The organism is Methylosinus sp. PW1 (assembly GCF_000745215.1).
GTDB lineage: Bacteria > Pseudomonadota > Alphaproteobacteria > Rhizobiales > Beijerinckiaceae > Methylosinus.
Genome location: NZ_JQNK01000008.1, coordinates 545111 through 564158 on the forward strand (window position 1 = coordinate 545111; position 19048 = coordinate 564158).

A 19048-nucleotide genomic window follows, 5' to 3' on the forward strand; every position below is an offset into this window, starting at 1 on the left:
GCCCGGGCGATGCCGCCCGGAGCGCCGTTGCGGACGGGTGACGAAAGTCACCGCGTCTCGCGCCCCTCGCCGTCAGCCGATGAGAGACACGAGCGCGATAGCTTGATCCACGGACATTGCCTGAATCTGGGTTGTCGTGAAGGCGTTGCCCTGGGTCGTGGACAAAGCGGCGATATCCGTCGTCGTTATGCCGGCGATCGCCGTCGTCGTGAGCGCCGGAATGCCCGTCGTGCTGGTCAGAGAGGTGAAATTGGTCGTGCTCAGCGCGGCGAGCTGCGTCCTGGTGAGGCCGGCGACCTGCGTGCTGCTCAGAGCGTCGATCTCGGTGGTGGTCAGCGAGTTGATCGCCGCCGCGGAAAGCGCGCCGATTTGCGCCGCCGTCAGCGCCCCGACTTGGGTCGAGGTGAGATTGCCGACCGCGGTCGAATCCAGTCCGCCGATCTGGCTCGTCGAGAAGTCGCCGGCGTCGATCGCATCCAGATAGCTCGCCGACAGCCCATCCAGCTGCGTCGCGGTGAGGCCGCGCACCTGCGTCGAGGTGAGGTCGGTGACCTGGGTCGTCGAGAGGTTCGAGATCGCGGTGGTGGTGAGCTTGCCGAGCTGCGTTGCGGTGAGGCCGGCGAGCTGCGTGGAGGTGAAGGCCTGCACTTCGGTCGAGGTCAGCGCGCCGAAGGCGGTGGCCGAGAGCGAGCCGATCTGGGTGGAGGTGAGATTGCCGACCTGGGTCGTCGAGAGATCGCCGACCGTGGCGGCTCCGAAGGCGGCGATCTGGGAGGTCGAGAAGTCCGCCGCATCGATGGCGTCGAGATAGGAGGCCGAGAGGCCGCCGATCTGCGTGGCGGTGAGGCCGCGCACCTGCGTCGAGGTCAGATCAGTGACCTGCGTGGTGGAGAGGTTCGAGATCGCCGTGGTGGTGAGCTTGCCGATCTGCGTGGCGGTGAGGCCGGCGAGCTGAGTGGAGGTGAAGGCCTGCACCTCAGTGGAGGTCAGCGCGCCGAAGGCGGTGGCGGAGAGCGCGCCGATCTGGGTTGAGGTGAGGTTGGCGACCTGGGTCGTGGAGAGATCGCCGACGCTTGTCGCGTTGAAGGCCGCGATCTGCGAGGTGGAGAAGTCGCCGGCGTCGATGGCGTCGAGATAGGAGGCGGAGAGGCCGCCGATCTGCGTGGCGGTGAGGCCGCGCACCTGCGTCGAGGTCAGATCAGTGACCTGCGTCGTCGAGAGGTTGGAGATCGCGGTGGTGGTGAGCTTGCCGATCTGCGTTGCAGTGAGGCCGGCGAGCTGGGTCGAGGTGAAGGCCTGCACTTCCGTCGAGGTCAGCGCGCCGAAGGCGGTGGCCGAGAGCGATCCGATCTGGGTGGAGGTGAGATTGCCGACCTGGGTGGTGGAGAGGTCGCTGACCGTGGCGGCTCCGAAGGCTGCGATCTGGGAGGTGGAGAAGTCTCCGGCGTCGATGGCGTCGAGATAGGAGGCGGAGAGGCCGCCGATCTGCGTGGCGGTGAGGCCGCGCACCTGCGTCGAGGTTAGATCAGTGACCTGCGTGGTGGAGAGGTTCGAGATCGCCGTGGTGGTGAGCTTGCCCAGCTGCGTGGCGGTGAGGCCGGCGAGCTGGGTCGAGGTGAAGGCCTGCACTTCGGTGGAGGTCAACGCGCCGAAGGCGGTCGCCGAGAGCGATCCGATCTGGGTTGAGGTGAGATTGGCGACCTGGGTGGTGGAGAGGTCGCCGACCGTGGCGGCTCCGAAGGCTGCGATCTGGGAGGTGGAGAAGTCGCCGGCGTCGATGGCGTCGAGATAGCTCGCCGACAATCCGCCGATCTGCGTTGCCGTGAGGCCTCGGACCTGCGTCGAGGTCAGATCAGTGACCTGCGTGGTGGAGAGGTTCGAGATCGCGGTGGTGGTGAGCTTGCCGAGCTGCGTGGCGGTGAGGCCGGCGAGCTGGGTGGAGGTGAAGGCCTGCACTTCGGTCGAGGTCAGCGCGCCGAAGGCGGTGGCCGAGAGCGAGCCGATCTGGGTGGAGGTGAGATTGCCGACCTGGGTGGTGGAGAGGTCGCCGACGCTTGTCGCGCTGAAGGCGGCGATCTGCGAGGTGGAGAAATCGCCGGCGTCGATGGCGTCGAGATAGGAGGCGGAGAGGCCGCCGATCTGCGTGGCGGTGAGGCCGCGCACCTGCGTCGAGGTCAGATCAGTGACCTGCGTCGTGGAGAGGTTCGACAGAGCGGTTGTGGTGAGCTTGCCGATCTGCGTGGCGGTGAGGCCGGCGAGCTGTGTGGAGGTGAAGGCCTGCACCTCGGTCGAGGTCAGCGCGCCGAAGGCGGTCGCCGAGAGCGATCCGATCTGGGTGGAGGTGAGATTGCCGACCTGGGTGGTGGAGAGGTCGCCGACCGTCGCCGCGCCGAAGGCTGCGATCTGGGAGGTGGAGAAGTCGCCGGCGTCGATGGCGTCGAGATAGCTCGCCGACAATCCGCCGATCTGCGTTGCCGTGAGGCCTCGGACCTGCGTCGAGGTCAGATCAGTGACCTGCGTGGTGGAGAGGTTCGAGATCGCGGTGGTGGTGAGCTTGCCGAGCTGCGTGGCGGTGAGGCCGGCGAGCTGGGTGGAGGTGAAGGCCTGCACTTCGGTCGAGGTCAGCGCGCCGAAGGCGGTGGCCGAGAGCGAGCCGATCTGGGTGGAGGTGAGATTGCCGACCTGGGTGGTGGAGAGGTCGCCGACGCTTGTCGCGCTGAAGGCGGCGATCTGCGAGGTGGAGAAATCGCCGGCGTCGATGGCGTCGAGATAGGAGGCGGAGAGGCCGCCGATCTGCGTGGCGGTGAGGCCGCGCACCTGCGTCGAGGTCAGATCAGTGACCTGCGTCGTGGAGAGGTTCGACAGAGCGGTTGTGGTGAGCTTGCCGATCTGCGTGGCGGTGAGGCCGGCGAGCTGTGTGGAGGTGAAGGCCTGCACCTCGGTCGAGGTCAGCGCGCCGAAGGCGGTCGCCGAGAGCGAGCCGATCTGGGTGGAGGTGAGATTGCCGACCTGGGTGGTGGAGAGATCGCCGACCGTGGCGGCTCCGAAGGCTGCGATCTGGGAGGTGGAGAAGTCGCCGGCGTCGATCGCGTCGAGATTAGAGGCGGAGAGGCCGCCGATCTGCGTCGCGGTGAGGCCGCGCACCTGCGTCGAGGTGAAGTCCGTGACCTGCGTCGTCGAGAGGTTCGAGAGCGCCGTGGTGGTGAGCTTGCCGATCTGCGTTGCGGTGAGGCCGGCGAGCTGCGTGGAGGTGAAGGCCTGCACCTCGGTGGAGGTCAGCGCGCCGAAGGCGGTCGCCGAGAGCGATCCGATCTGGGTGGAGGTGAGATTGGCGACCTGGGTCGTCGAGAGGTTGCCGACGCTTGTCGAGCTGAAGGCCGCGATCTGGGAGGTGGAGAAGTCGCCGGCATCGATGGCGTCGAGATAAGAGGCGGAGAGGCCGCCGATCTGCGTGGCGGTGAGGCCGCGCACCTGCGTCGAGGTCAGATCAGTGACCTGCGTGGTGGAGAGGTTCGAGAGCGCCGTGGTGGTGAGCTTGCCGAGCTGCGTGGCGGTGAGGCCGGCGAGCTGGGTGGAGGTGAAGGCCTGCACTTCGGTCGAGGTCAGCGCGCCGAAGGCGGTGGCCGAGAGCGCGCCGATCTGGGTGGAGGTGAGATTGGCGACCTGGGTCGTCGAGAGGTTGCCGACGCTTGTCGAGCTGAAGGCCGCGATCTGGGAGGTGGAGAAGTCGGCCGCATCGATGGCGTCGAGATAGGAGGCGGAGAGGCCGCCGATCTGCGTCGCGGTGAGGCCGCGCACCTGCGTCGAGGTCAGATCAGTGACCTGCGTGGTGGAGAGGTTCGAGATCGCCGTGGTGGTGAGCTTGCCGATCTGCGTTGCGGTGAGGCCGGCGAGCTGTGTGGAGGTGAAGGCCTGCACCTCGGTCGAGGTCAGCGCGCCGAAGGCGGTGGCCGAGAGCGAGCCGATCTGGGTGGAGGTGAGGTTGCCGACCTGGGTGGTGGAGAGGTCTCCGACCGTGGCGGCTCCGAAGGCGGCGATCTGGGAGGTGGAGAAGTCCGCCGCATCGATGGCGTCGAGATAAGAGGCGGAGAGGCCGCCGATCTGCGTCGCCGTGAGGCCGCGCACCTGCGTCGAGGTGAGGTCGGTGACCTGCGTGGTGGAGAGGTTGGAGAGAGCGGTGGTGGTGAGCTTGCCGAGCTGCGTGGCGGTGAGGCCGGCGAGCTGGGTCGAGGTGAAGGCCTGCACTTCGGTGGAGGTCAGCGCGCCGAAGGCGGTGGCCGAGAGCGAGCCGATCTGGGTGGAGGTGAGATTGCCGACCTGGGTGGTGGAGAGGTCTCCGACCGTGGCGGCTCCGAAGGCGGCGATCTGGGAGGTCGAGAAGTCTCCGGCGTCGATGGCGTCGAGATAGGAGGCCGAGAGGCCGCCGATCTGCGTCGCGGTGAGGCCGCGCACCTGCGTCGAGGTCAGATCAGTGACCTGCGTGGTGGAGAGGTTCGAGATCGCGGTGGTGGTGAGCTTGCCGAGCTGCGTGGCGGTGAGGCCGGCGAGCTGCGTGGAGGTGAAGGCCTGCACTTCGGTGGAGGTCAGCGCGCCGAAGGCGGTGGCCGAGAGCGAGCTGATCTGGGTGGAGGTGAGGTTGCCGACCTGGGTGGTGGAGAGGTCTCCGACCGTGGCGGCTCCGAAGGCGGCGATCTGGGAGGTGGAGAAGTCTCCGGCGTCGATGGCGTCGAGATAGGAGGCGGAGAGGCCGCCGATCTGCGTGGCGGTGAGGCCGCGCACCTGCGTCGAGGTTAGATCAGTGACCTGCGTCGTCGAGAGGTTCGAGAGCGCCGTGGTGGTGAGCTTGCCGATCTGCGTGGCGGTGAGGCCGGCGAGCTGCGTGGAGGTGAAGGCCTGCACCTCGGTCGAGGTCAGCGCGCCGAAGGCGGTGGCCGAGAGCGATCCGATCTGAGTGGAGGTGAGGTTGCCGACCTGGGTGGTGGAGAGGTCTCCGACCGTGGCGGCTCCGAAGGCGGCGATCTGCGAGGTGGAGAAGTCTCCGGCGTCGATGGCGTCGAGATAAGAGGCGGAGAGGCCGCCGATCTGCGTCGCGGTGAGGCCGCGCACCTGCGTCGAGGTGAGGTCAGTGACCTGCGTGGTGGAGAGGTTCGAGATCGCTGTGGTGGTGAGCTTGCCGAGCTGCGTTGCGGTGAGGCCGGCGAGCTGAGTGGAGGTGAAGGCCTGCACTTCGGTGGAGGTCAGCGCGCCGAAGGCGGTCGCCGAGAGCGAGCCGATCTGGGTGGAGGTGAGGTTGGCGACCTGGGTCGTCGAGAGATCGCCGACGCTTGTCGCGCTGAAGGCGGCGATCTGGGAGGTGGAGAAGTCGCCGGCGTCGATGGCGTCGAGATAGGAGGCCGAGAGGCCGCCGATCTGCGTGGCGGTGAGGCCTCGGACCTGCGTCGAGGTCAGATCCGTGACCTGCGTCGTCGAGAGGTTCGAGATCGCGGTGGTGGTGAGCTTGCCGAGCTGCGTGGCGGTGAGGCCGGCGAGCTGTGTGGAGGTGAAGGCCTGCACTTCGGTCGAGGTCAGCGCGCCGAAGGCGGTGGCCGAGAGCGAGCCGATCTGGGTGGAGGTGAGATTGGCGACCTGGGTGGTGGAGAGGTCTCCGACCGTGGCGGCTCCGAAGGCGGCGATCTGGGAGGTGGAGAAGTCTCCGGCGTCGATGGCGTCGAGATAGGAGGCGGAGAGGCCGCCGATCTGCGTGGCGGTGAGGCCGCGCACCTGCGTCGAGGTGAGGTCGGTGACCTGCGTGGTAGAGAGGTTGGAGAGAGCGGTGGTGGTGAGCTTGCCGATCTGCGTTGCGGTGAGGCCGGCGAGCTGTGTGGTGCTCCAAGCCTGGACTTCCGTCGAAGAGAGACCGGCGAAAGCCGTCGCCGACAGGGCTCCGATCTGCGCGGAGGTGAGGCCTTCCGCCTGAGTGGTGGAGAGATTGCCGGCTGCGGCGCCGTCTAGTCCGGCGATCTGGGAGGTGGTCAGATTGGCGAGATTGACCGCGATGAGATCGTCAGTGCTCAGCGCATTGAGCTGCGAGGTGGTGAGGCCGCGCACCTGCGTCTGGCTCAGCGAGGAAATCTGCGTCGTCGAGAGATTGCTGATCGCCGTGGTGGTGAGCTTGCCGATCTGCGTGGAGGTGAGCGCGCCGAGTTGCGTGCCGTCCCAGCCCTGGAGCTCGGTCGAGGTGAGCGCGCCGATCTGCGAGGTGGTGAGCGCCGCGACCTGAGTGGCGGTGAATTCATCGGCCTGCGTCGTCGTCAGATTGCCGATCTGCGCGAGCGAGAGGCCGGCGATGGCGTTGGCCGAGAGCGCCGCGATCTGCGTCTGCGCGAAAGATTGGAGATCGGTCGAGTTGAGCGCGTTGAGCTGCGTCGATTTGAGCGCCGCCGCCTGCGTGGTGCTGAGCGCCGCTATGTCCGTTGTCGTCAGATTGGATATGATCGTCGTGGTGAGCCCGGCAACCTGAGTGGCGGTGAGAGAGGTAAAGATCGAGGTCATCGGGCGCTCCGCTTCCAATGAAGCTGTTTACGAAGAAACGAAAGTGTGACGGCGTGACGGTTCTCGGCCCGAGCGCGCTCGGTCCGCATCGGGCGTGAGCGTAGGACGCAGCGAGGACGCGCGAGCGATCGCTCCGGCGCGAGGGGCCGGCGGCTGTGCCTTGGTCACGAAGGTTTTGGAGAACACCGTCGCGCTTGGCCGTGCCTCCAGCGGAGTCCTGCGAGCCGGAATGGGCTCGCGAGTTCCTGGCCGGGCCGGCGGCGGACAGATCATCTGTCCTGTTCGGCGCGAATACGAAGCGATCCCTTATCGGAGGCTTCGCGGTTTTGAAGATCGCATGGAGGTCTTAATAAACATCTAAATGAAAGAGCTAACGAATTCCTATGATTTCGGCTCGAGGATTCGTGTCCGAGAGCGTCGCTGGCGAACCGGCGTCGCCACGCTTGCGCGGCGGCGCGCTCACGCGTTTGCGCGGAGCTCTCTCTCGTCCAGAGCCACCGATTTCACCAGCGCATAGACTTGCGCGCCGACGCTCAGATTCATCTCGGCGACCGACAGCCGCGTCGTCGCCGAGATGAGCCGATCGCCGCCTTCGAGCTCCAGCCGCACGAAGGCGAGCGGACTCGCGTCCTCGTCGATCGCGGCGATGCGGCCGAGCAGCACGGTGCGTATGCTGGTGTTCTCCGGCTTGCGATAGGCGAGCGCCACATCGGTGGCGTTGATGAGCGTGCGCGCCTGCCGGTCGCCATTGGCGACATGCGCCGCGATGATGATCTCGCCCGCGGGATGCGCGAGCCGCGTCACGCCATAGCGCGCATCATAGGCGCCGACATGCGCCACCAGCGCGCTGACCACCGAGAAGCGGCCGCCTTCCGTATGCCGGCTCGCGGCGGCGAGCGTCTCCGAGGGCAGGCCCTGCGCGACGATGCGGCCGCGCTCGAGCGAGATCACCTCGTCGGCGAGGCGCAATATCTCGTCGGCCGCGTGAGACACGAGCAGGATCGGAATCTGGAATTCGTCGCGGAGGCGCTCGATCAGCGTCATGATCTCCTGGCGCCGGTCATAGTCGAGCGAGGCCATCGGCTCGTCCATCACCAAAAGGCGCGGCGAGCAGAGCAGGGCGCGGGCGAGGCCGACGCGCTGCCGCTCGCCGCCCGAGAGCGCGCCGGCGCGGCGGCGCAGCAGATGCGCGACGCCGAGCGTCTCGACCACGGCCTCGAATGGCACGCGGCGCTCCGCCTTGGGCGTGAAGAAGCGGCCGAATAATATGTTCGTCTTTACGTCGAAATGCGGAAACAGCAGCGCATCCTGAAACACGAGGCCGATTCGGCGCTTCTCCGGCGGCGTGAAGAGACGCTGCGCCGTATCGACGAGAAGCGCGCCATTGACGACGATATGGCCCTCGTCCGGCGCCGCGAGGCCGGCGACGAGATGGGCGAGCGTCGTCTTGCCGGAGCCGGACGGGCCATGCAGCGCGAGAATGCGGGCCTTCGAGGTGAAAGCGGCGGCGAGGGTGAAATCGCCCCGGCGCAATTTTATGTCGACGCCGATCATTTGCCGGCTCGCGTCGCATCGGCGCGCTTTTGCAAGATCTCCGAGACGACGAGCGCCGCCACGGCGATCGTCGCCGAGACGGCGGCGAGACGCAGCGCGTCGGCGTCGCCGTCCGGCGTCTGGGTGAAGCTGTAGATGGCGGACGGAATCGTCTGCGTCTCGCCGGGAATGTTGGAGACGAAGGTGATGGTCGCGCCGAACTCGCCGAGCGCCTTGGCGAAGCCGAGAATCGAGCCGACGATGACGCCGGGCGCCGCCAGAGGCAGCGTCACCAGAAAGAAGGTCCATAGCGGATCGGCGCCCAGCGAGCGCGAGGCCAGCGCCAGCCGCTCGTCTATGCTCTCGAAGGAGAGGCGAATCGGGCGGATCATCAGCGGAAAGCTCATCACGGCGGCGGCCAGCGCCGCGCCGGTCCAGCGAAAGGCGAAGACAATGCCGAAATATTCCGCGAGGAAGGCGCCGAGCGGCGTCTTGCGGCCGAGCAGCAGCAGCAGGGCGAAGCCGGTGACGACCGGCGGCATGACCAGCGGCAGATGAATGAAGGCGTTCAGCGCCGCATGGCCGGGGAAGCGCCAGCGCGCCAGCGCATAGGCGACGAAGACGGCGAGCGGCAGGGAGAACGCCGTGGCCGTCCCCGCCACCTTCAGGCTGAGGACGATCGCCGTCAGCTCCTGCGGGGAGAATTGGAGGGAAGGCGCGAAATCCGAGAGAGTCATCCCTCGGATTTACGCCTTCACTCCCGCTACGTCGAGCGCTTATATAGCGCCGTTGATCCAACGCAGCAATTCGCCCTTGGGCGCGGCGCCCACCTTCTGCGAGGCGGCCTTGCCGTCCTTGAAGATGATGAGCGTCGGGATGGAACGAATGCCCAGCATGCCGGCGACATTGGGATTCTCGTCGACGTTGAGCTTGACGATCTTGAGCTTGTCCTTGAGCTCGGTGGCGATCTCCTCGAGCGCCGGCGCGATGGTGCGGCAGGGGCCGCACCATTCGGCCCAGAAATCCACGACGACCGGCTGGTCGGATTTCAGAACCTCGGCTTCGAAGCTCGCATCGGAGACTTTGACGGTCGCGGCAGACATGGCTTTCCTTTCGAATTGAAACTTTGTCGAAAGAGTAGGAACGGCGCGGCGGCGCGTCAAGCCGAGGTCGACTGCCGAGGTCGACTGCCGAGGTCGACTGCCGAGGTCGACTGCCGAGGTCGACCCCGGCGCGGTCGATCCGGCCCGCCCGGCGCCCGACCGTTGACAGAGGCGGCGCCGAGCTGGTCTATGCGGCTGCGCGCCGTATTCGATCGAAGGAGGTTCGGCCTGTCGCTCGCTCAGATACCGCCCATCGCCTATGTCGCTCCCTTCGAGCGGGCCTGGCACCATAGGGAGCTCATCCGCGCCGTGGTGCGGCGGGAGCTCACCTCGAGGTTCCGCGGCTCCGTGCTCGGGCCGCTCTGGGCCGTGCTCTCCCCGCTGATCATGCTGCTGACCTATACCGTTTTGTTTTCTATAACGGTTCCGCAATTGTCCGCGGGCATGAGCACGACCGATTACGCCGCCGGCATCTTCATTGGGCTCATCGTCTTCAATGTGTTCAGCGAGCTCGCCTATCGCGCACCCGGCCTGCTGCACGAGCATGTGACCTTCGTGAAGAAATCGATCTTCCCCAGCGAGACGATCGCCTGGGTGGCGACGATTCGCTCCTTCGTCTATGGCGGCATCAGCCTCGGCGTCTATGTGGTCTTCCGCCTGGTGACGGCCGGCGAATTGCCGATGACGATTTTTTTCGCGCCGCTGCTGATTCTGCCCTTCGCCTGCTTCATGCTCGGCGTGGTGTGGTTCTTGATGGCGCTCGGCGCCTTCACCCGCGATGTGGCGCATATCATGGTGTCGGTCGTGCCGGTGCTGATGTTCGCGACGCCGATCTTCTATCGGCTCGATCAGATGCCGTCGCATATCTCGATCTGGCTGCGCCTCAATCTCGTCGGCGACTATATAGAGATGCTGCGCGGCGCGGCGCTCGACGGCGTCCTGCCCAATCCCATCGCCTATGTCGCGCTGTCCCTGGTGTCTTACGGGATATTCCTGTTCGGCTATCAGTTCTTCATGCGCTACAAATCGGTCATCGTCGATGTCATCTGAACCCATCATCCGCTGCGAAAGCGTCGGCAAGGCGTTCCAGCTCTATCTGCACCGCAACGATCAGCTGAAGCAGATCCTGTTCGGCCTGTGGAAGAAGTTCTATCAGGAGCATTGGGTGCTCCACGACATAGGCTTCGAGGTCGCCAAGGGCGAGAAGGTCGGCATTATCGGCCGCAATGGCGCCGGCAAGACGACTCTGCTGCAAATTCTCTGCGGCATCACGCGGCCGACGCGCGGCTCCTTCGAGGTGAAGGGCCGCGTGGCGCCGATTCTGGCGCTGGGCTCGGGCTTCGACGGCCTGCTCACCGGACGCGAGAACGCCATGATCGGCGGCGCGATCCTCGGCCTCAAGCGCAAGGAGGTGGAGAAGCGCCTGCCGGCCATCGCCGAATTCGCCGATATCGGGCCTTTCTTCGATCAGCCCATGCGGCTCTATTCCAGCGGCATGGTGGCGCGCGTCGCTTTCGCCATCTGCGCCAACGCCGACGCCGATATTCTCATCGTCGATGAGGCGCTGTCGGTCGGCGACGAGGTGTTCCAGGCCAAATGCGAGGCCTTCATCGCCGATTTCGCCAAGAAAGGGACCATTCTGATGGTCTCGCACGATCTGCGCTTCCTCGGCGATCTCTGCGACCGCGTGATCTGGATCGACGAGGGCGCGGTGCGCGAGACCGGCGCGCCGGATGTCGTCATTCCCCATTATCGCGAGGTGGTGCTCGCCGCCGCGTGATGTCGTCATTGCGAGCGAAGCGAAGCAATCCGGGAGTCGAGGGCGGTTCCTGGATCGCGCCGCGTCGCTTCGCTCCTCGCGATGACGAAGGTTGGTCAGGCCGCGACAGTCTGCGGCTCCGCGGCGATCGCCTCGAAGGCGGAGAGCTTGCGCATCGGGCTGGTGCTTCTGTTGCGCCGGTAGATCAGCAGGATCGAGACGCCGACCTCGAGCGCCGCCGCTCCCGCCAGAAGGAAAGCGAAGCGGGCGTCGGCGCGCAGCAGCGATTCGAGCGCCACCAGAAAGAAGATATGCACCGCCGGAATGGCGATGATGACGAAGGAGCTCATGCCGCCGCGTCGTCCGGTGATATTGCCGAAGGTCAAGACCAGCGCCATGGCGAGCAGCGTATGCGCAATGGCGAGCGACGGCACGCCGAAGCGCTTGGCCGCTTCCGCCATCCATTCGCCGGCCTGGCGGCGGTCGAGCTTGGCGGTCTGCCAATTGGCGATGAATTCCGGCAAAGTCAGCTCATAGACGCCGCGCCAATTGCGTGGCGGCAGCTGCTCGCTGCCCTGCATCGGCAGCGCCATCGCATATTCGTCGAAATTGGCGATGCGGACCTCGTCCGTGTCGAAGGGCTTGGTCTGAATGCTGCCGTTGGACAGCGCCACCACGACGCCGGAGGGCTGGCGGCGGAACTCTGCGCGCGCCGCGGTGATCGTCTCCTCCTGGCGCTTCTCGATGGAGATCTGCCGCACGAAGAGATTGACGGCTATGTCCGGCGTCTCCCAGCGCTGGAGGTAGAGCGTCTTCACGCCATTGTCGAAAGTGTAGAAATGCGCCGCGTCCAGCATGCGGTGATTGAGCGAGTTGCGCACCACATTGATGACGTCCTGCAAGCCGCTGGCGTAATAAGGCGCCATGAGATTGGCGAGCCCATAGCCGAGGACGACCAGCGCGCCGGCGCAGACGATCGCCGGCCGGCACACGGACCAGACCGACAGCCGCAGCGCATAGAGCACGGCGATCATGCCCTCATTGGACATTCGCGCGAATTCGAGCGCCGTGGCGACGCCTATGGCCATGGGCAGGGTGATGAAGCCGACCGTCGGCATGGTGCCGATGAGCGCCGGGGCCAGCAGGCCGGCGCGAATCGCCGCCGGCGTCAGCGTGTAGAGCAGATAGGAGAGCACGACCGGCACGATGAGCGCGAGCTGGACGACGAGCGTGGTGAACAGGATGCGCCGTGCGAGATAGAGGAAGAGTAGGCGAGGCATGTGTCCTGTTCCGTGCGACGAAATCGACCCGTCCCGGAGGGAGGGCCGCCGCCGCACGAGAGTCTCATAGCGGAATTCGGCCTATTTGCGAAATTTCGCCCAGGCGGCTTTGGAAAACTCCTTCCACGAGGCGTCGAAAACGCCCGTCGAGGGGAGGACGGTCGCTCCCGCCCAATGGCAGAAGTAGATTTCCTTGCCGTTTGGATCGAGCGGCTTGCCGTCGGCGAAGGTGATTCCGGGCGCCTGATAGAAGCTCTCATGCGAGGCGCGCTCGACGCAATGCGGCAAAAGCGTGATGGCGAGCCCGCGCCGATGCGTCACGAAATTCACCAGCGGCTGGGCGAAGAGCTGCCCGCGCTTGCGCACCTCATGGAAGAGCTTGGCGTCCTCGCGCATCGTCTCGATGAAATGGTCGAGCTTCAAATATTGGTTGGACGTGACCCAGAAGCCGTCATTGAACAGCAGCGCGTCGCGCAGGAAGGGGTAGTTCGCCTTCTTCTCGTTGTAGACATATTCGAAGCTCGGCGAGGCGACGATGAATTCCGTCTTCTTGGCCTCGAGCCGGCCGAAAATGGGCGAGAAATCGCGATAGAGCACCACATCGACATCGACATAGGCGACCTCGTCCAGCGGCAGGGCGAGGGCCTGCAGCTTGCGAAGCCGGCGGCGATTGCCGTTGAAGGGGCCGGGATAGAGTTCCGCGGCGAGCCTGTCGATCGCCTCGGGAACCTCCTCGATGAAATGCGCGCCGTATATGTCCGCCGCGCGGCGCGTCTGCGCGACATTCTCGTCATAGGGGACGAGATAGAGCGGCAGATGCGCGTTGGTCTGCGCATAGCTCTCGAGGAAGGGGAGCAGCCAGTCGATGATCTTGTCATTGCCGACGATGGCGATCCCATAACGCTTGCCAGCGGCGGCCCCGCTCTGGTCCGGGGCGGAGCGTAGTGGGGAAAAATCTGGATTTGCGGGTCGAAGGCTCATATACCCCGTCTACTTGGAAACGCCGCCGCAGGGCAAGCGGGGGCGGACGGACGGCGCCGGAGTCGGGGGAGGTGGAAACGCGCAGGAAGAGGCGTTTCCACCTCCCCCTTCGAGGGGGGAGGTCGAGCGCCGAAGGCGCTCGGGAGGGGGTGACGCCCCGAGTCTCGGGCCTTCACCCCACCCCGTCCGGCCATAGGGCGTTCTGAAAGAACGCCCGTCGCAAGCGCCGGGCTATGGCCGGCCGACCCTCCCCCTGAAGGGGAGGGTGAGGGCGCCATGCGTCCCATCGTCGCGCGGAACGGGAGGGGTCGATCGAGCAGCTGGTTTCCAATGACGCTTCCGTCGCCGCAGGCCCACTCGCGGGGAAGACGGTCGCGGTGGTTCACGCCGCCTGGCATTCCTGCGGCAGCTATCAGGTCAATGTAAGCCAGCTCGAGGCCTATCGCGCGCTCGGCGCGCGGACGATCTCCGTCGCTCTGATGGACGCGCCAGCCCCACGTCCGCCGCATGGGCCGCGCTGGGAGGCCTATTTCGCCGCTTCCGCCGATCTGCCGGCCGATAAGCGCTATTTCTGCGGTCCGAGCCGGCTCGCCGCCCTCTCGCCGTCCTTTCTCGCGCACGCGTGGTGGCGGCTGATTCATGGCGATCAGGCGACCTGGCTCGTCGAGCTCGCCAAGCTCGTCGATCTTCCTCCGGGCCTCGCAGACGAGAATGTCGATCTCGTGCATGCGAATCATTATTTCACGCTGCCCTTTGTTGCTCGACTGCTTCGTGGAAGAAATACGCCGGTCATGGTCGAGACGCAGGACATACAAGCGCGACAATATATTCTGCGCAATCAAGGCGGCTTCTTCCTGCCGCCCTATGTGTCCTATGACGACATGCTGTCGATTGAGCTCGAGTGGATGCGCGCGGCGGATATCTGCATACATCTCAATGAGGAGGAGCGGGCGGAGTTCGCCCGTCTGCTGCCGCAGGCGCGCCATCGTCTCGTCTATCCCGCCATCGCGCCGGTTCCCTGCGGGCCGGGCGGCGATCGCATCATCATCGTCGCCAGCGACAATTACGGAAATTTCGTCAGCCTGCGCTGGTTCCTGCGCGAGGTCGCGCCGCTCGCCCCTGGCGTCGAGGTGGAGATCTACGGCAATATCGACTCGGGCGTGAAGCGCCTCGACAAATCGCTCTACGAGTCCCATCGGGCGTTGTTCAAGGGGCGCGTCGACGATATCGGCGCGGTCTATGCGCAGGCCGCCTGCGTGCTGCTGCCCACAGTCGAAGGTCATGGCCTCTCGGTGAAGGCGGTGGAGGCGATGGCGAGCGGCGCGCCGCTCATCGCCACACGCCGGGCCTTTCGCGGCATGGCCATCGATCCCGAGCGGCTCGGCAATGTCATTCTCGCCGATGAGGCCGCCGATTTCGCCGCCGCTCTGCGCGAGATCGGCCAGCGTCGCGACGCTGGCGCGCGCGAAGTCTCCGACACGCGCCGCCTCTATGACGATATGTTCAGCCCCGCCGCCTATGCGCGCGCCTTGCGCGAGACGGCCGCGCCGTTGCTCGCGCGATGAAAGACACTGCTTCTCTGCCTCTCGCCGGGCGTCATGTCGCCATTGTGCATCCGGCCTGGCATTCCTGCGGCACATATCGCGTCGTGCTGGGGCAGGTCGCCGCCTATCGCGCGCTCGGCGCCCGCGTCGCGCCGGTCGCCATATGCGATCTGCCCGGCTTCACGCCGGAGCGCGCCTGGCGCTGGCGCGCTTTCGTCGAGGCGACGCCGGAGCTCTCGCGGGGCGAGCGTTGGTTCGGCGGCGCGCCTTTCCACGCTTTCGCGACGCCGCGCTTTCTGCGCGATGTTCTGTGGCCTTATCTGCATGGCGATCAGGCCATTATTCGCGCCGGCGTGGCCGAGCGCGCGGAGCTGGCGCTGGGCCTCATGGATCGGCGCTTCGATCTCGTGCATTGCAATCATTTCTTCCTGATGTCGGCGGCGAAGCGCCTCGCGCGCGGCGCGCCCATAATGCTCGACAGTCATGATCTGCAGGCGCGCCAATTCGCGCTGATGAACGAGCATAGGCCCTGGCTGCCGCCGCGCGTGACCTATGAGCAAATGCTCGCCCGCGAGCTGGAGCTGATGCGCGGCGCCGATCTTCTGCTGCATCTCAATGCGCAGGAATATGATGATTTCCGCGCGCTGCTGCCGGAAAAAGAGCATGCGCTGCTCTATCCGAGCGCGCCGGAAGCGCCGCTCGGCCCCGGCGGCGAGGATATTCTGCTCGTCGCCAGCAACAATAGCGCCAATGTCGATAGCGTTTGCTGGTTTCTGCGCGAGGTTCTCGGCGATACGCGCATTCCGCATTTGCGCATCGTCGGCAATGTCGACGCCGGAGTGAAGGCGCGCGACCCCGCTCTCTTCGCGGCGCATCGCGCATCCTTCGTCGGCCGCGTCGACGATCCCGGCGCCGCCTATGCGACGGCGCGGCTCGTGCTGCTGCCGACGATCAGCGGCCATGGCCTCTCCATCAAAACGGTGGAGGCGCTGGCGAGCGGCCTGCCACTCCTCTCGACGAGCCACGCTTTTCGCGGAATGCATGTCGATCTCACGCGCTTCGCCGATGTGACGATCGCCGACAACGCCGAAGATTTCGCGCGCGCGTTGAAGGCCGCGGCGGCCGATGCGCGCGTTCCGGGCGAGGCGCAGCGCGCGGCGAGCGAGATGCGCCGCTTCTATGACGCGCATTTCTCTCTCGACGCCTATCGCGCCAATCTCGCCGCTCTGGCGCCGGCGCTCATCGGCGCGCGTCACACATAATCCAGCATAGCCGCGAGATCGAAGCTCGAGCGCTCGCCCAGCGCATCGCCATTGCGCTCGAGAAACGCCTCCGCGCGGCGCCGTCCTTCCTCGCGCAGCATCAGCAGGAAATCCCATTCGGCGATCAGCTTGGAGGAGGCCGACAGCTCCGCCGCCATATCGGTCGCAATGGCGTGAATGCGCATGGAGGCCCAGCGCGCGCCTTCGCTATGGCCGGGATCGGCGACCTCGCGCAGCAGCGCGATCATGCGCAGCTCCTTGAGCAATGGCGAGTTGAAGGAAATCTCGTTCAGCCGGTTCAAAATATCGATCGCGCTGCGCGGCGTCTCCTTGCGCTCGATCGGATTGACCTGCACCAATATCGTGTCCTGCGACGCGCATTCGCGCACCAGCGGCGTGATGGTCGGATTGCCGGCGTAGCCGCCGTCCCAATAGGCCTCGCCGTCGATTTCTATCGCCTGGAACATGGTCGGCAGGCAGGCGGAGGCGAGCAGCGCCTCGGCGGAAAGGTCGGCGTTGCGAAAGACGCGCGCGCGGCCGGTGCGCACATTGGTCGCCGTCACGAAGAGCTTGATCGGCGAGCGCGACAGACGCTCGAAATCGATGGTCTCGCATAATATGTCGCGCAGCGGATTGGCGCCGGCGGGGTTGAGATCATAGGGCGAGACGAGCCGTGAAGATAAATCCATGGCGAGAAAGGCCGGCGAATTGTCGAGCGTCCAGCGGCCGAGCAGCACATCCAGCGGGCTGCGCTGCAGCGGGCTGAAGCGCGCCGCGGCGGCGACGCGCCGCCAGAACTCCTCCATCGCCGCGCGGGCGCCCTCGACGCCGCCCTGCGAGAACCCATGGATCAGCGCGGCGGCGTTCATCGCTCCGGCGGAAGTGCCGGAGACCCCGTCTATGCGCAGCCAGGGCTCCTCGATCAGCCGATCGAGAACGCCCCAGGTGAAGGCGCCATGCGCTCCGCCGCCCTGCAAAGCCAGATCGACGAGGATTTCGTCTCGCATCGCGCCCGTCCCGCCCAAAATCACATCCAGGAGAGATAGGGCGTCGGCTTCGCTCGCCATCCCGCGCGGCTCGTGCTGGCATAATATGCCAAAGGAGGCTATGATTATTAAAAGCGAGGAGTCCGCCATGCCGACCCGCAATGTCGTCCTCACGGAGAGGCAGGAAAGCTTGATCGAGGCGCTCGTTCAGAGCGGACGCTATCAGAATGCGAGCGAGGTTCTGCGGGAAGGCCTGCGCCTCGTCGAGAGCCGTGAGATCGAGGAGGCGCGCAAGCTCGAAGCTCTGCGCAGCGCAGCGCGAGACGGCGCTTCGGCTTTCGATCGCGCGGAATTCAAAGAATTCGCGGACGCCTCCGCGCTTCTCGCCCATCTCGACGCGCTCGCCGCTTCCGGGGCCGTGGAAAAGTGACTGAGGCGCCTTGGCGCATCCGCCTCGGCGCCGAGGCGGAGCGCGATTTTCTGCGTATTCTGCAATATACGGCGGAGACCTTCGGGTCGCGTCAGATGACGATTTATAAAGCGACGCTCATGGACGCCCTCGCCGAGCTGGCGCAAGGGCCGAATGTGGCGGGTAGCATGGCGCGCGACGAAATCCTTCCGGGGCTTCGTACGCTCCATTTGGCGCGGCGCGGTCGCCGCGGACGGCATTTCATCATGTATCGCAGGGCGGAGGGGAAGGTCGTCGAAGTGCTGCGCATCCTGCATGACGCCATGGACCTCGCTCGGCATATTCCGCCGGATATCGGTTGACGCTGTCGCCGGCATGGCGCGGAGCGCCTTTTTGAAATCCCTTCGCTCCTTCGCGCAGACCGGGCTTGACCCGCGCCGCCGAGGCGCCATTCTTCCGTCATGATCCGCATGGGCCATCCGCTCCCTCCCGCCGGCGCGCAGAGCTTCGCCAATCTCGGCGACCGGCCGCGCGAAATCTTTCGCCAGATCGTCGACACCTATCTGTCGAGCGGCGATCCCGTCGGCTCGCGCCAGCTGTCGCGGCTGCTGCCCATGGCGCTGTCGCCGGCCTCGGTGCGCAATGTGATGCAGGATTTGGAGGAGCTCGGCCTCGTCTATGCGCCGCACACCAGCGCCGGCCGCCTGCCCACCGAGCTCGGCCTGCGCTTTTTCGTCGATTCTCTGCTGCAGATCGGCGACGTCGCGGAGGATGAGCGCGCCCAGATCGAGGCGCAGGTCGAGGCCGCCTCCAAGGACCATGACCTCGAGGGCGTGCTGGCCGAGGCTACGAGCCTGCTCTCCGGCCTCACCCGCGGCGCCGCCGTGGTGGTGACGAGCAAGGACAATGCGCGGCTGAAGCAGATCGAGTTCGTGCGCCTCGAGCCGGAGCGCGCGCTGGCCATTCTCGTCGGCGAGGACGGCTCGGTCGAAAATCGCGTGCTGCAGGTGCCGCGCGATCTGCCGGCCTCCTCGCTGATCGAGGCGGCTAATTATCTCAACGCCCGCATTCGCGGCCTCACCCTCGGCCAGGTCCGCTCGGAGATAGAGGATGCGCGCAAGGCCGCGCAGACCGAGCTCGACGAATTGACCGCCCGGCTCGTCGACGCTGGGCTCGCCAGCTGGGGCGGGGCGGGGGCGGAGCATCGCCAGCTCATCGTGCGCGGGCAGGCCAATCTGCTCGAGGATTTGACGGCGATGGCCGATCTCGAGCGCATCCGCCTCCTCTTCTCCGATCTCGAGACCAAGACCGAGGTCATCGATCTCCTGGAGCGCGCCGAGACCGGGGAGGGCGTGCGCATCTTCATCGGCTCGGAAAACCGGCTGTTCTCGCTCTCCGGCTCGTCCATGATCGCCGCGCCGCTGCGTGACGGCAATAAGCGCATCGTCGGCGCGCTCGGCATCATCGGCCCGACGCGGCTCAATTACGCGCGCATTGTGCCCATGGTGGATTACACGGCGAAAGTGGTGGCGCGCGTCGTCGGCGGGTGACTAGCCGCCGCATAAGTTAGCACTGTTGAAGGCGTTGCTTCGACAAACTTGTTTCACGTGGATTTCATCATGGAAATTCGTTCAATCGCTAAACGTGTATGGAGCCACTG

14 protein-coding genes are annotated in these 19048 nt (G+C 66.0%); 7 read left to right on the plus strand and 7 right to left on the minus strand.

Translation table 11 applies throughout. The features are described from left to right. Positions 1-72 precede the first annotated feature (72 nt). The 4 genes from K369_RS28040 to trxA all read right to left on the minus strand — a co-directional run bounded on the left by K369_RS28040 (position 73) and on the right by trxA (position 9167). Positions 73-6531: an ice nucleation protein gene (locus tag K369_RS28040; RefSeq protein WP_156967807.1), complete on the minus strand. Its 6459-nt coding sequence runs from the start codon at positions 6529-6531 to the stop codon at positions 73-75. A gap of 459 nt (positions 6532-6990) precedes the next feature. Continuing rightward, entirely contained in the window at positions 6991-8085 is a 1095-nt protein-coding gene (modC, locus tag K369_RS08235; protein ID WP_036289796.1) for a molybdenum ABC transporter ATP-binding protein, read from the minus strand. After that, on the minus strand, positions 8082-8801 hold the full coding sequence (modB, locus tag K369_RS08240) for a molybdate ABC transporter permease subunit (RefSeq protein ID WP_036289797.1): 720 nt from the start codon (positions 8799-8801) through the stop codon (positions 8082-8084). Before modB ends, modC begins: the two co-directional genes overlap by 4 nt. Before the next feature lie 39 nt (positions 8802-8840). Beyond that, positions 8841-9167: a thioredoxin gene (gene trxA, locus K369_RS08245; RefSeq protein WP_018264919.1), complete on the minus strand. Its 327-nt coding sequence runs from the start codon at positions 9165-9167 to the stop codon at positions 8841-8843. Between the two features lie 189 nt (positions 9168-9356). Between trxA and K369_RS08250 the strand changes: the two genes are divergently transcribed. Together K369_RS08250 and K369_RS08255 are read left to right on the plus strand one after the other, a co-directional pair. After that, positions 9357-10217 carry an ABC transporter permease gene (locus K369_RS08250; protein ID WP_051949179.1) on the plus strand — a complete coding sequence of 287 codons (861 nt, stop codon included), beginning with the start codon at positions 9357-9359 and terminating at the stop codon, positions 10215-10217. Next, positions 10207-10947 (plus strand): ABC transporter ATP-binding protein, encoded by a 741-nt coding sequence (locus K369_RS08255; protein ID WP_051949149.1) that lies wholly within the window; start codon positions 10207-10209, stop codon positions 10945-10947. The genes K369_RS08250 and K369_RS08255 overlap by 11 nt, the downstream gene beginning before the upstream one ends. A gap of 95 nt (positions 10948-11042) precedes the next feature. On the opposite strand, the gene K369_RS08260 is transcribed toward K369_RS08255, so the two are convergent. Both K369_RS08260 and K369_RS08265 read right to left on the minus strand, forming a co-directional pair. Next, positions 11043-12206 carry an LptF/LptG family permease gene (locus K369_RS08260; protein WP_036289798.1) on the minus strand — a complete coding sequence of 388 codons (1164 nt, stop codon included), beginning with the start codon at positions 12204-12206 and terminating at the stop codon, positions 11043-11045. 81 nt (positions 12207-12287) lie between these two features. Beyond that, on the minus strand, positions 12288-13187 hold the full coding sequence (locus K369_RS08265; RefSeq protein ID WP_036289799.1) for a hypothetical protein: 900 nt from the start codon (positions 13185-13187) through the stop codon (positions 12288-12290). Between the two features lie 377 nt (positions 13188-13564). On the opposite strand from K369_RS08265, the gene K369_RS08270 reads away from it, so the two are divergent. After that, complete coding sequence (locus tag K369_RS08270; RefSeq protein ID WP_084570581.1) at positions 13565-14752, plus strand: glycosyltransferase; 1188 nt, start codon at positions 13565-13567, stop codon at positions 14750-14752. Then, entirely contained in the window at positions 14749-15993 is a 1245-nt protein-coding gene (locus K369_RS08275; RefSeq protein WP_036289802.1) for a glycosyltransferase, read from the plus strand. The genes K369_RS08270 and K369_RS08275 overlap by 4 nt, the downstream gene beginning before the upstream one ends. On the opposite strand, the gene K369_RS08280 is transcribed toward K369_RS08275, so the two are convergent. Then, positions 15984-17000, minus strand: a complete 1017-nt coding sequence (locus K369_RS08280; protein WP_051949180.1) for a patatin-like phospholipase family protein — start codon at positions 16998-17000, stop codon at positions 15984-15986. The genes K369_RS08275 and K369_RS08280 overlap by 10 nt on opposite strands. Before the next feature lie 127 nt (positions 17001-17127). Between K369_RS08280 and K369_RS08285 the strand changes: the two genes are divergently transcribed. The 3 genes from K369_RS08285 to hrcA all read left to right on the plus strand — a co-directional run bounded on the left by K369_RS08285 (position 17128) and on the right by hrcA (position 18938). After that, positions 17128-17409 (plus strand): type II toxin-antitoxin system ParD family antitoxin, encoded by a 282-nt coding sequence (locus K369_RS08285; RefSeq protein ID WP_036290405.1) that lies wholly within the window; start codon positions 17128-17130, stop codon positions 17407-17409. Then, entirely contained in the window at positions 17406-17750 is a 345-nt protein-coding gene (locus K369_RS08290) for a type II toxin-antitoxin system RelE/ParE family toxin (protein ID WP_036289804.1), read from the plus strand. Before K369_RS08285 ends, K369_RS08290 begins: the two co-directional genes overlap by 4 nt. 99 nt (positions 17751-17849) lie before the next feature. Further along, complete coding sequence (gene hrcA / locus K369_RS08295; RefSeq protein WP_036289806.1) at positions 17850-18938, plus strand: heat-inducible transcriptional repressor HrcA; 1089 nt, start codon at positions 17850-17852, stop codon at positions 18936-18938. Positions 18939-19048: the final 110 nt, after the last annotated feature.